The organism is Streptomyces sp. EDA2-14, assembly GCF_054963755.1.
Map to the genome: position 1 here is coordinate 125,380 of NZ_JBUEGE010000001.1, position 12,477 is coordinate 137,856.

Below are 12,477 nucleotides of genomic sequence, written 5' to 3' on the forward strand. Positions count from 1 at the left end.
ACTGGCACCTCCGTCAGTGGTTCTCAACAGGGGTGCGTCGTCTTTGCGGAGCAGTGCTCGGCCCGGTACGGCGCGTCTCGTCGGGGTCCCTCAAAGGTAGCAAGGGGAAAGCGAAAAGGGCTGGTGACAGTGGTCACCAGCCCTCTTGCAGCCCTCCTGCGCAGGCGCCGCGGGCGGCTACAGGTACAGGCCCGTCGAGTCCTCGGAACCCTCGAACCGGTCGGCCGCCACCGCGTGCAGGTCCCGCTCGCGCATCAGCACGTACGCGACACCCCGCACCTCGACCTCCGCCCGGTCCTCCGGATCGAAGAGCACCCGGTCACCCGGCTCCACGGCCCGCACGTTCTGCCCGACGGCGACGACCTCGGCCCAGGCCAGACGCTTGCCGACGGCAGCCGTCGCGGGGATCAGAATGCCGCCACCGCTGCGCCGCTCGCCCTCGGAGGAGTCCTGCCGCACGAGCACGCGGTCGTGCAGCATCCGGATGGGCAGCTTGTCGTCGTGCTGGCTGCTGTGCTTATCGGAATGGGTGCTCACGCCGACGAACCTACCTGCCCCGGGCGTCCTTGTACGCCGCCGGGGCGCCCCTCGATGCCCGCCCGGTCAGCGCTTGCGCCGCCGCGAACCCACCACGAGAAGCCCGGTCACACCGACCACGACGAGCGCGACCGGCACGATCCGCTCCAGACGCGGCGCGCCCTCCTCCGACACCAGCTGCCCCTTCACCTCGGAGACCAGCCGGTTCGCCCCGACGTACGCCCGGCCGAGGGTGTGGTCGACCTGCGAGGCGACCTTGGCCTTCGCGTCACCCACGATCGTCTTCGGGTGCACCCGGACACCGATCTCGTCGAGCGTCTCGGCCAGGGTCTCGCGGCGACGCCTGATGTCCGCCTCGATCTGAGCCGGGGTCCGTGTGTCCGGGGTATCCGACGTGCTGGACTTGTCCGACACCGCGCTGCCTCCAAGGTCGCTGCTCGCACTGCGTATGAGTAACTGCGTATGAGTAATGGACAGTCTGTCAGCTCGCCGCCTCCACCACCCCCCGGCACCCCCATTACGCTCAACCGAGTCCACATGTGCACGACGCCCCAGGAGGCCCCCATGAGCGAGCGACTGCAGCCCGGCGACACCGCGCCCGCCTTCACCCTGCCCGACGCCGACGGCAACGAGGTCTCCCTCGCCGACCACAAGGGCCGCAAGACGATCGTCTACTTCTACCCCGCCGCTCTTACCCCCGGCTGCACCAAGCAGGCCTGCGACTTCACCGACAACCTCGATGTGCTCGCCGAGGCCGGCTACGACGTCATCGGCGTGTCCCCCGACAAGCCGGAGAAGCTCGCCAAGTTCCGGGAGAAGGAAAACCTCAAGGTCACCCTGGTGGGCGACCCCGAGAAGAAGGTTCTCGAGGCCTACGGCGCCTTCGGCGAGAAGAAGCTGTACGGAAAGGTCGTCACCGGAGTGATCCGCTCCACCGTCGTCGTCGACGAGGACGGAAAGGTCGAGCGCGCCCTCTACAACGTGAAGGCGACCGGGCACGTAGCCAAGATCATCAAGGATCTCGGCATCTGAGAATTCCCGCACCCTCCGGAGCAGTTCCGCGTGCGAAAGTTCGGGCATTGCCGGAAGTTAGGGACGAAAGGTTGTGACGAAGGTCCCGAATGCTCGGGACTTTCGTTTGCAACTTACGTCCGTGAGCAGGTGGAACCTGGAAGCGCTTTGCAGTCAGAGAAGGGATCCACCCCATGACCACCGACACCGAGGAAGGGCTGGTGCCCGACCCGGAGGCGGTCAAGCGTCACCGCGCCTTGTTCCGCGCCGTCCGGCGGCGCAAGAACCCGCCGCTGCGCCGCACCGACATCACCGTCACCGACGACGCCGCGGTGAAGCGGGCGGTGAAGGCGGCCTCGCTCGGCAATGCCATGGAGTGGTTCGACTTCGGTATCTACTCCTATCTGGCCGTCACCATCGGTCATGTCTTCTTCCCGTCCGGGAGCGACACGGCCCAGCTGCTCTCCTCGTTCGCGGGCTTCGCGGTCTCGTTCCTCGTGCGCCCGATCGGTGGCATGGTCTTCGGCCCGATGGGTGACAAGGTCGGCCGCAAGAAGGTCCTCGCGCTGACCATGATCCTCATGGCCATCGGTACGTTCGCGATCGGCCTGATCCCGTCCTACGCCTCGATCGGCTTCTGGGCCCCGGTCCTGCTGATCCTCTTCCGCCTCGTCCAGGGCTTCTCCACGGGCGGCGAGTACGGCGGCGCCTCCACCTTCATCGCCGAGTACGCGCCCGACAAGAAGCGCGGCTTCTTCGGCAGCTTCCTGGAGTTCGGCACGCTCGCCGGCTACGTCGGCGCGGCGGGCCTGGTCACGATCCTCACCGCCGTCCTCGGCAGCGACGGCATGGAGTCGTGGGGCTGGCGCATCCCGTTCCTCGTGGCGGGCCCCATCGGCCTCGTCGGCCTCTACCTGCGACTGCGCCTCGACGAGACCCCGGCCTTCCAGAAGCTGGAGGACGAGTCCTCGCACCGCGCGACCGACGCCGCCTCCTCCGTGGAGGCGACCGCGAAGGGCGACCTGGCGAAGATCTTCCGCGACTACTGGCCGACCCTGATCCTCTGCATCTGCCTCGTCGGTGCCTACAACATCACCGACTACATGCTGCTCTCGTACATGCCGACATACCTGTCGGACGAGATGGGCTACTCGGAGACGCACGGCCTCCTGATCCTCATCGTGACGATGATCGTCCTGATGTGCATCATCAACCAGGTCGGCAAGCTCTCCGACCGCTTCGGCCGCAAGCCGCTCCTGATGGCCGGCATGATCGGCTTCTTCCTGCTCTCGGTCCCGTCCTTCCTCCTGGTCAAGAACGGCGCCCTGTGGGCCGTCGCGCTCGGCATGCTGCTGCTCGGCCTCTCCCTGGTCTGCCTCCTCGGCACCATGTCGGCGGCGCTCCCGGCGCTCTTCCCGACCCAGGTCCGCTACGGCTCCCTCTCGGTCGGCTACAACCTCTCGGCGTCGATCTTCGGTGGCACGACCCCCTTCGTCATCACCGCCCTGATCGGCCTGACCGGCTCCGACATGATGCCCGCGTACTACTCGATGGCCGCGGCGCTCGTCGGTGTCATCGCGGTGGCCTGCATGAAGGAAACGGCCAAGCAGCCCCTGATCGGCTCCCCGCCCTCGGTGGAGACGGACGAAGAGGCCGCCGAAATGGTCGAGTCCCAGGCCCCCACCCCAAAGTTCTGACCCACCCCTGCCCCCTTCTTTACATGGCCGGGCCACCCCCTTATGTGGCCCGGCCACACAGGATCGGATCGTTCCGCATTTCATGCGTGACGGTCCGATTTTCGTTTCGTTGCCCTGTACGAGGCCGCGAACGGGTGGCCGAAAGGGGAGGGTTCACATGGGTGGGCAGCGGTACACGCGGGAGCTGCTTGAGGCGGCGGCGCGGAGCGCGGGGTCGTGGGACGAGGCGGTTCGGCTCTTCGGGGGTGAGCCGACGCGATACAGCAAGCGGTACCTGCATCGGAAGATGGCCGAGGCCGGGATCGACACCTCGCACTTCCAGCACGGGGCGGTGCGGCATACGGAGGAGGCGTTGCGGGCGGCCGTTGCAGAATCGCGGAGCGTCCGGGAGGTGGTGCGACGCCTGGGCATCAATGATGTTGGCGGCAATCAGGCTCACATCGGTCGCCGGATCGCGGCATTCGGGATCGATACCTCGCACTTCACTTCGCCGAGGCAGAAGGCCAACAAGGATTTGACGAGCCCACTGACCTTGCGCTCCCCGGAGGGTGGGCGGGTCCCCGGGGTTCGTCTTCGTCGGGAACTGATACGACTCGGTGTCCCGGAGCAGTGTGTGGCGTGTGGTCTGTCGCGGTGGCAAGGGCAACCGATTCCGCTCGAGGTCGATCACCTCAGTGGCGCGTGGTGGGACAACCGCCCGGAGAACCTGCGGCTGCTGTGCCCCAACTGTCATACGGTGACGGACACTTATCGCGGCCGGAAGCGGGGCGCGGAATGAGCAAGTACCCCCGCTCTGTGCTGGTGGAGGTGGCCAGGGAATCGTCCAGCCTGGTCGATCTGATGCGCCGCGTCGGTGCGCCGGTGGGCAGCAAGCCCTACAACTATCTGCGGCAGCGCCTGGTCCACTACGGGATCGACACGTCCCATTTTCAGGAGGAACCGCTCCCCACACGTCCGAAGCGGTCGTACGCCAAGGAGGTGCTCGCCGAAGCTGCATCGCGCTCTACCAGCATCCGGGAGATGTTCGTCCACATGGGCATCCCACCCGAGGATGGCCCGTATCAGCACGTGAAGCGGAGGCTTGCTCACTTCGACATCGACATCAGCCACTTCGTGCCACCGCGCGCGCGGCGCTGCCAGGACCTCCTGCCCGAGCGGGAGCTCACGGCGGCTGTCGCAGCTTCGCACAGCCTGGCCAACCTCATGCGTCGCCTGGGTTTCGATGCCTACAACGGGGCGGCACGTGCTCGGGCTGCACGCAGCATCGACGAGTACGGGCTCTCCACGGAGCACTTTGTCGGGCAAGGTCACTATGCTGGAGTCAGGTCGCCGAGGCGCAGGCATGCCGAAGAGATCCTGGTTCTCCAGGGGGCGGGGGCGCGCCGCACGCGTTCGCATCTATTGCGCCGCGCGCTCGACGAGATCGGCGTGCCACGCGCGTGCGTCGAATGCGGCCAGGGCGAGTCGTGGCACGGGAAGAGGCTGGTCCTGGAAATCGACCACATCAACGCAGACTCGCTGGACAACCGCCGGGGAAACCTGCGTTACCTGTGCCCCAACTGTCATGCGCTGACCAGAACTTGGTGCCGTGGAGCCAGGCGAGCTCCCGTGTCGAGCAACATCGCCGTACACTGACGGGGCGGAACGCGCCAGCCAGGCGCAATGTCTGGTTTGTTGCGGTTGTGGCGGAATTGGTAGACGCCCGGGCCTTAGGAGCCCGTGGGAGAAATCCCGTGAGGGTTCGAGTCCCTCCAGCCGCACACACGAAAGGGCGCCCCCGTCAGCGAGGGCGCCCTTCGTCGTACGTCGTCGGCCTCTCGGCCCGTCCCGGTTAGAGCTCCGCTCCCGTGGACCCCCGCAGCGACGACAGGTCGATGGACTCGGCCATCTTGCGGTAGCCCGCGTCGCTCGGGTGGAGGTGGTCGCCGGAGTCGTACTGGTCCAGGAGGCGGCGGGGGTTGTACGGGTCGCGCAGGGCGCGGTCGAAGTCCGCGTAGCTGTCGAAGATCTTGCCGGCGCGGATCTGCTGGTTCACGCCCTGGCGGACCGCCTCCAGGTTCGGGCGGTAGCCGGGGTGGCCCTGGAACGGCATGAGCGTCGCCCCGACGACCCGCAGGCCGCGCGCGTGCGCCTGGCGGACCATCTGGCGCAGGCCGTCGACGATCTTCGTGGCGTCGGTCTGCTGCGGGGTGCGCAGGATGTCGTTGATGCCGAGGTCGATGATGACGGCCCGGACGCCGGAGCGGCCGAGCGCGTCCCGGTCGAAGCGGGAGAGGCCGCTCGGGTTGTTGGCGGGGCGGCCGAAGCCGTCGGCCAGTATCCGGTTGCCGCTGATGCCCTGGTTGACGACGCCGTAGCGCGGCGCGTCCGACTCGGTGCGCAGTCGCTCGGCGAGTATGTCCGTCCAGCGGCGGTTGGCGCCCATCGTGGACGTGATGCCGTCCGTGAGGGAGTCGCCGACGACGACGACGGTGCCCTGCGCCTCGTTGCTGAGCACGTCGAGGGCGCTCAGGTAGCGCCAGTACGGGCTCTGCTGGTTGTAGAGCGTGCCGCTGGGGTCCTCGGTGCGGTCGCCACGGGCGACGTACGACATCTGGCGGGCCTGCGGGTGGTACGTGACCGGTCCGGACGGCGTCGGCGAGTACGAGGTGACCAGCATGTCCGAGTCGCTCGGCACGGTGATCCGCAGCGCGTCGCTGACGGCCTGCTCGCCGGGCTGGATGACGACCGAGGTGTTCCCGGAGAACGTCAGGCGGCGCATCGTGTCGGACAGGGCCGTCGGGTTGTTGGGCGCCGAGGCCACGGCGATCGAGGCGTGCGTGATGCGCAGGGGCGACTGCCCGTACAGGTTCGAGAGGGTGATGCGCGCGGCGTTGCCGCCGACGCTGGTGTGCACGATGTTGCGGATGGAGTGGCCGAAGAACCCGTTCCGCTCCGTGCCGGGCTCGCCGCCGGCGGGGGATGCGGACCAGCTGCCGGCCCAGGTTCCGGTGGAGGCGGGGGCGGCGGAGCCGCGCGGGTGTGCGCCGCCGGCCTCGACATTGTCGTCGTCGCCGCCGAGGAATCCGGAGAATCCCACGTAGATGGCGGCCGAGAACATCACGACGACCGCCACGAGCGCGGCCAACAAGGCATAACCGTGACGCTTGGTCATGCGGTGTCTGTCTCCTCGAGCAGGGGGAGCCCGAGGCTCCGGTGTGATGAACCCATGATGCGTCATGGGGCGGGATGGGGCCGACACTGCCCCCCTCCGGACAGTCAGACGCCGGGAACCTTTGGTTCGTTCCGGGAGTCGGTCAGGAAGGGAGAATGTGTGAGGCGAACGACAGTCGAAGCCGGAGTCGACGAGACGGGCCGATGACCGATGTGGAGTGGGCTGAGTGGACGGCGACGTGAAGCGCGGGGCGCAGGGGACGGGCGGCGCCGGGAGCGGGGCCTCGGGCGCCCCGGCGGACAAGGCGGTCGAAGTGGCCGGTAAAGCAGTCGAAGGTTCCGAACGGTCCGAAAGCCCTGAACGTTCTGAAGCGGACAACACACAGCATTCCCGCGCCACATCGGGCCAATCCGGCCACGCCGGAACCAGTGGAACCACCCGCCCCGCACGCCGCTTCGTCGCCGAGTTCACCGCGGCGGACGAGGAGAAGCGGCGCGGCGTGCGCCGGATGAAGCTGACGGCGACCGGGCTGCTGGTCCTCGTCGCGCTCGTCTACGTCCTCACGACGTGGGCGGAGCACACGGGCGCGGGCGCCTGGACCGGTTACGTGGCGGCCGCGGCCGAGGCCGGCATGGTGGGCGCGCTCGCCGACTGGTTCGCGGTCACCGCCCTGTTCCGCCACCCGCTGGGCCTGCGCATTCCGCACACGGCGATCATCCCCACCAAGAAGGACCAGCTGGGCGCCTCGCTCGGTGAATTCGTCGGGGAGAACTTCCTCTCCGGCGACGTCGTACGGGACCGGCTGCGCTCCGTCGGCATCGCCAGCCGCCTCGGCACCTGGCTCGCCGAGCCGGAGCACGCCGATCGGGTGACGGCGGAGGCGGCGACGGCGCTGCGGGGCGCCCTGACCGTGCTGCGCGACTCGGACGTGCAGGCGATCGTCGGCGAGGCCATCACGCGCCGCGCCGACAACGCGGAGATCGCGCCGGGCCTCGGCAAGATGCTGGAGAAGGTGGTGGCGGACGGCGGCCACAAGCGGATCGTCGACCTGGTGTGCGCCCGCGCGCACGACTGGCTGGTGCTGCACTCCGACTCGGTGATGGACGCCGTGCAGGGCGGCGCCCCCGGCTGGACGCCCCGGTTCGTCGACAAGCGGGTGGGCGAGCGCGTCTACAAGGAGCTGCTCCGCTTCGTCACGGAGATGCGGGACATGCCGGGCCACCCGGCGCGCGGCGCGCTCGACCGCTTCCTCGGCGACTTCGCGGCCGATCTGCAGGGCGACACCGACACCCGTGACCGGGTGGAGCGCCTGAAGTCGGAGATCCTGGGCCGCTCCGAGGTGCAGGACATCATCGCCTCCGCCTGGTCCGCGGTCCGCCAGATGATCGTCGCGGCGGCCGAGGACGAGCGCAGCGAGCTGCGCCTGCGGGTGCGGGCGTCGCTGCTGTCGCTGGGCCGCCGGATGTCGTCGGAGCCGGACGTCCGCTCGAAGGTGGACGGCTGGGTGGAGGGCGCGGCGGTGTACGTGGTGACGACGTACCGCGCGGAGATCACGTCTCTCATCACCGACACGGTGGCGGGCTGGGACGCCGAGCACACGACCCGCAAGATCGAGGCCCACATCGGCCGCGACCTGCAGTTCATCCGGATCAACGGCACGGTGGTGGGTTCACTGGCGGGCCTGCTGATCTACACGGTGTCGCGGGCGCTGGGGGCGTAGCGCCATACCCGGCCCCCGCCCGGCGAATATCCAGCCCCTCCGGCGCTTGAGGAGCGGGGTCCGGGGCGGAGCCCCGTGGGCGTAACCCCTGGTGGGCGGGGGACTCGGACGACCCATTCCCTCAACGAGGAGGGTCGATGTCCCGAGCGCACCAGAAGCCCCGGAAGCAACCCGCCCCCCGAACCGGCGGAGCCACCGTCACCACGGCCGTCCCGGCCCGCCTCGACCGTCTGCCGTGGTCGCGCTGGCACTGGATGGTGGTGATCGGCCTCGGCACCGTATGGATCCTCGACGGCCTCGAAGTCACGATCGTCGGCAATATCGCCGGCCGTCTTTCCGAGTCCGGCAGCGGACTGCCGATCTCGTCCGCGCAGGTCACCGGCGTCGCCGCCGCGCTGTACGTGGCGGGTGCCTGCGTCGGCGCGCTGTTCTTCGGCTGGCTCACCGACCGGTTCGGCCGCAAGAAGCTCTTCCTGGTGACCCTGGCGGTCTACCTCGCGGCGACGGCCCTCACGGCCCTCTCCTTCTCCTCCTGGTGGTTCTTCCTCTTCCGCTTCCTCACCGGCTTCGGCATCGGCGGTGAGTACGCGGCCATCAACTCGGCCATCGACGAGCTGATCCCGTCGAACTTCCGCGGCCGCGTCGACCTGATCATCAACGGCAGCTTCTGGCTCGGCGCGATCGGCGGCTCGCTGCTCTCGATCGTCGCGCTCGACACGGACCTGTTCGCGATGAACGTCGGCTGGCGGCTCGCCTTCGGTCTCGGCGTCGTCCTCGGTCTGGTCGTCCTGCTCGTGCGGCGCAACGTCCCCGAGAGTCCCCGCTGGCTGTTCATCCACGGCAGGGCGGAGGAGGCCGAATCGCTCGTGACGGGGGTGGAGGAACGTGTGCGCGCCGAGCGGGGCGACGCCGAACTCCCGCCGCCCGCCGGGGAGATCACCATCCACCAGCGCAAGAGCATCGGCTTCGTGGAGATCGCCCGTACGGTCTTCCGCTCGTACCCGCGCCGCACCACTCTGGGGCTCTCCCTCTTCATCGGCCAGGCGTTCCTCTACAACGCGATCACCTTCGGCTTCGGTGCGATCCTCACCACGTTCTTCGACGTGCCGACCGGTTCGACCGGCTACTACTTCGCGGTCATCGCGGCCGGCAACTTCGTGGGCCCGCTGCTGCTCGGCAAGCTCTTCGACACGGTCGGCCGCCGCATCATGATCTCGTCGACGTACCTCCTGTCCGGTCTCCTCCTCTTCGGCACGGCCTGGCTGTTCGACCGCGGCTCGCTGACCGCGACGACGCTCACGGCCTGCTGGTGCGTGGTCCTGTTCTTCGCGTCGGCCGGCGCCTCCAGCGCGTACCTCACGGTCTCCGAGATCTTCCCGATGGAGACCCGCGCGATGGCGATCGCCTTCTTCTACGCGGTCGGTACGGCGGCCGGCGGCATCAGCGGTCCGCTGCTGTTCGCGGGCCTCACGGAGTCCGGCAAGGTCGGCGACACGGTCCTCGCCTTCCAGATCGGCGCCGCGCTGATGTGCGTGGCGGGCCTGGTCGCGGCGGTGTTCGCGGTGCGGGCGGAGCGGCGCTCCCTGGAGGACATCGCCCAGCCGCTGTCGGCGGCGCGGCCGCGGGAGGGGGCGCCCGTCTGATCAGCGGGCACCGGCGTACGGCCGGCGCTCCGCGCACACGTCGACCGCGCCCTCGCGCCCGATGGTGAGGGCGAGCAGGGCCGCGGCCGCGCACAGCACACCCGCCCCCACCCACACCAGGTCGTACGAGCCGAAGACGTCCCGGACCGCGCCTCCGACGTACGCCACCGAGCCCGCGCCCACCTGGTGTGCGGCGCTCACCCAGCCGAAGACGAAGGGGGCGGCGGAGCCGAAGTGGGCGCGGGCGAGCGCGATGGTCGGCGGCACGGTGGCGACGTCGAGCAGCCCGAAGGCGACGGTGAACGCGACGAGCGGCGGATTCACGCTCGCGCTCAGCAGCAGGGGAAGCGCGAGGAGGGACAGTCCCCGCAGCGCGTAGTACGCGGCGAGCAGCCGCCGGGGGTCCATGCGGTCGGTGGCCCATCCGGAGCCGATGGTCCCGGCGACGTTGAAGATCCCGATGAGGGAGAGCAGCGAGGCGGCGACGGTCGTCGGCATCCCGTGGTCGTGCGCGGCGGGCGCGAAGTGGGTCCACATGACGCCGTTCGTGGAGGCGCCGCAGACGGCGAAGGTGCCGGCGAGCAGCCAGAAGGCGCCGCTGCGCAGGAAGTTGACGTGTGGCCGCGGGATCGTCTCCGTACGAGGAGTGGCGCGCGGATCGCGTACGGCGGCGTACACGAGCGGCAGCGCGCCCGCGGCGGCGAGCGCGAGCCCGTACGCGGCGACCCGCCACCCCCACCCGTCGATCACCCACGACAGCAACGGCAGGAACACGAACTGCCCCACCACGCCGGCCGCCGTGAGGATCCCGGCGACGAGCCCCCGCCGCGTCACGAACCACCGCTCGGTGACGGTGGCGGCGAAGGTGGTGGCGGTCGCCCCGGTCCCGACGCCGACCAACACACCCCAGTAGAGCGCGAATTGCCAGGGCGCGGTCATGGTGGTGGCGAGCAGCGTCCCGAGCCCGACGAGCCCCAGTGCTCCGGTGGCGACCCGCCGCATCCCGATCCGGTCCATGAGCGCGGCGGCAAGGGGCGCGGTGGCCCCGTACACGACCATGTTCACGAGTGAGCCGAACCCGATGGCCGAGCGCGACCACCCCAGCTCCTCGTGCAGCGGCCCGACGAGCAGCCCGGCCAGCGTGCTGAAGGATCCGGCGACGACGATGGCGAGGGCGGCGCCACTGGCGACGATCCACTTTCTGTCCATGCCTACGACCCTGCGCCGGGAGGGTGGGGCGGCACGACTGGCCAGATGGTCATGGTGTGAAAGAATCTGGCCATGGCCATGATGACTCGACGTGAGAGGGCGAGGGGGAGGGAGCCGGGGCAGGTCGCGGTCCTGGTGCGGGACGGCGTGCTGCCCATGGAGCTGGGCCTGGTCCACCAGCTCTTCGGCACGGCCCGCGACCCGTCCACGGGGGAGCGGCTCTACGAGGTGACGACGTGCGCGCCCCGCCCCGGCCGCGTCCGCACCGACGCCGACTTCCCGATCTACGCGGAGCACGGCCTGGAGGCGGTGGCGCGGGCGGAGACGGTCCTGGTCCCGGCCTCGCACGAGACGGACGAACATCTCGAACCGAGCGGCCTGGAGCCGGAGTTGACGGAGGCGCTGCGCTCACCCGGCGTCGCCCGCGTCGCCTCCATCTGCACGGGTTCGTTCGTCCTCGCGGCGGCGGGCCTCCTGGACGGCCGCCGGGCGACGACGCACTGGATGTCCTCGGCCCACTTCGCGCGCACGTTCCCGTCGGTGACGGTCGACGCGGACGTCCTCTACGTGGACGAGGGACGGGTGTTGACCTCGGCCGGGGAGGCGGCGGGCATCGACCTGTGCCTGCACATGATCCGCGAGGACCACGGCGCGGCGGTGGCGGCGGAGGTCGCGCGCCGCACGGTGGTGCCCCCGCACCGGGAGGGCGGCCAGGCCCAGTACATCCAGCGCCCGGTCCCGGCCGAGGAGACGGGGGCGACCTCGACCTCGGCGTCCCGGGAGTGGGCGCAGGCACGGCTGGCGGAGCCGCTCACGCTGGCGCAGCTGGCGGCCCGTGACGCCATGTCGGTCCGCACGTACAACCGCCGCTTCCGCGAGGAGACGGGCGTCACCCCGATGACCTGGCTCAACCGCCAACGGGTCGACCGCGCACGCGAGTTGCTGGAACAGACGGACCACACGGTGGACCGCGTGGCGGCGGAGACCGGCTTCGGCTCCGGCACGTCCCTGCGCCAGCACTTCCAGGCGCTGCTGGGGGTGTCGCCGGGGGCGTACCGCGCGACATTCAGGGGACGATGACCGCCATGGCGACACTCAGGGGGCGATGACCGGCATGGCGACCGACGACGCGCACATCCGCACAGTACGCCGAGCAGTCCCGAACGTGACCGTCTCCGACGACGCGGCGATGGCGGTGAACCGTGACTTCTACGGCACGCTCGGCTTCCGCGAGGCCGCGAACATGGGCTGGATCATGACCCTGGTCTCGCCCTCCAACCCCACGGCGCAGATCCAGTTCTTCACGCACGAGGCGACGGCCGCGGTGGTGCCGGACATCAGCGTGGAGGTGGACGACGTCGACGCGGTGTACGAGGCGATGCTCGCGGCGGGCGCCGAGATCGTCCACGACCTGCGGGACGAGGAGTGGGGCGTGCGCCGCTTCTTCGTACGGGACCCGCAGGGCAAGGTGGTGAACGTCCTGACGCACGCCCGTCAGGAGTGACC

12 protein-coding genes, 1 tRNA gene and 1 riboswitch are annotated in these 12,477 nt (G+C 69.7%); of the genes, 9 read left to right on the forward strand and 4 right to left on the reverse strand.

Features of this window, described 5'->3' with window-relative positions:
- Window positions 1-31: 31 nt before the first annotated feature.
- A riboswitch (guanidine-III (ykkC-III) riboswitch) is annotated at window positions 32-111 on the reverse strand.
- Window positions 112-177: 66 nt separating this feature from the next.
- Complete coding sequence (locus ACY34M_RS00555; RefSeq protein ID WP_266718636.1) at window positions 178-480, reverse strand: GroES family chaperonin; 303 nt, start codon at window positions 478-480, stop codon at window positions 178-180.
- A 123-nt stretch (window positions 481-603) separates the two neighbouring features.
- On the reverse strand, window positions 604-951 hold the full coding sequence (locus ACY34M_RS00560; protein WP_462719030.1) for a DUF3618 domain-containing protein: 348 nt from the start codon (window positions 949-951) through the stop codon (window positions 604-606).
- 150 nt (window positions 952-1,101) lie between these two features.
- Between ACY34M_RS00560 and bcp the strand changes: the two genes are divergently transcribed.
- From bcp to ACY34M_RS00585, 5 genes are all read left to right on the forward strand, one after another.
- Entirely contained in the window at window positions 1,102-1,569 is a 468-nt protein-coding gene (bcp, locus tag ACY34M_RS00565) for a thioredoxin-dependent thiol peroxidase (RefSeq protein WP_327663139.1), read from the forward strand.
- Window positions 1,570-1,742: 173 nt separating this feature from the next.
- Window positions 1,743-3,245 carry a glycine betaine/L-proline transporter ProP gene (gene proP, locus ACY34M_RS00570; protein WP_462719031.1) on the forward strand — a complete coding sequence of 501 codons (1,503 nt, stop codon included), beginning with the start codon at window positions 1,743-1,745 and terminating at the stop codon, window positions 3,243-3,245.
- A 157-nt stretch (window positions 3,246-3,402) separates the two neighbouring features.
- The gene (locus ACY34M_RS00575) at window positions 3,403-4,023 is read left to right on the forward strand and encodes an HNH endonuclease (RefSeq protein WP_462719032.1); all 621 of its coding nucleotides are present in this window, start codon (window positions 3,403-3,405) and stop codon (window positions 4,021-4,023) included.
- Window positions 4,020-4,880 (forward strand): HNH endonuclease, encoded by an 861-nt coding sequence (locus ACY34M_RS00580; RefSeq protein ID WP_462719033.1) that lies wholly within the window; start codon window positions 4,020-4,022, stop codon window positions 4,878-4,880. The genes ACY34M_RS00575 and ACY34M_RS00580 overlap by 4 nt, the downstream gene beginning before the upstream one ends.
- Window positions 4,881-4,921: 41 nt before the next feature.
- Window positions 4,922-5,005: transfer RNA gene (locus ACY34M_RS00585), tRNA-Leu, on the forward strand.
- 71 nt (window positions 5,006-5,076) lie between these two features.
- On the opposite strand, the gene ACY34M_RS00590 is transcribed toward ACY34M_RS00585, so the two are convergent.
- Window positions 5,077-6,399 (reverse strand): SGNH/GDSL hydrolase family protein, encoded by a 1,323-nt coding sequence (locus ACY34M_RS00590; protein ID WP_462719034.1) that lies wholly within the window; start codon window positions 6,397-6,399, stop codon window positions 5,077-5,079.
- A 226-nt stretch (window positions 6,400-6,625) separates the two neighbouring features.
- Between ACY34M_RS00590 and ACY34M_RS00595 the strand changes: the two genes are divergently transcribed.
- Together ACY34M_RS00595 and ACY34M_RS00600 are read left to right on the forward strand one after the other, a co-directional pair.
- A complete protein-coding gene (locus ACY34M_RS00595; RefSeq protein ID WP_462719035.1) occupies window positions 6,626-8,119 on the forward strand; it encodes a DUF445 domain-containing protein in 1,494 nt (497 codons plus the stop codon).
- A 137-nt stretch (window positions 8,120-8,256) separates the two neighbouring features.
- The gene (locus tag ACY34M_RS00600; protein WP_462719036.1) at window positions 8,257-9,762 is read left to right on the forward strand and encodes an MFS transporter; all 1,506 of its coding nucleotides are present in this window, start codon (window positions 8,257-8,259) and stop codon (window positions 9,760-9,762) included.
- Here ACY34M_RS00600 and ACY34M_RS00605 read toward each other — a convergent pair whose 3' ends face one another.
- Window positions 9,763-10,971 (reverse strand): MFS transporter, encoded by a 1,209-nt coding sequence (locus tag ACY34M_RS00605; protein WP_462719037.1) that lies wholly within the window; start codon window positions 10,969-10,971, stop codon window positions 9,763-9,765.
- 72 nt (window positions 10,972-11,043) lie between these two features.
- Here ACY34M_RS00605 and ACY34M_RS00610 point away from each other — a divergent pair, with 72 nt between their 5' ends.
- Together ACY34M_RS00610 and ACY34M_RS00615 are read left to right on the forward strand one after the other, a co-directional pair.
- Window positions 11,044-12,051, forward strand: a complete 1,008-nt coding sequence (locus ACY34M_RS00610) for a GlxA family transcriptional regulator (protein WP_462719038.1) — start codon at window positions 11,044-11,046, stop codon at window positions 12,049-12,051.
- A 34-nt stretch (window positions 12,052-12,085) separates the two neighbouring features.
- Window positions 12,086-12,475, forward strand: a complete 390-nt coding sequence (locus ACY34M_RS00615; protein ID WP_462719039.1) for a VOC family protein — start codon at window positions 12,086-12,088, stop codon at window positions 12,473-12,475.
- Window positions 12,476-12,477: the final 2 nt, after the last annotated feature.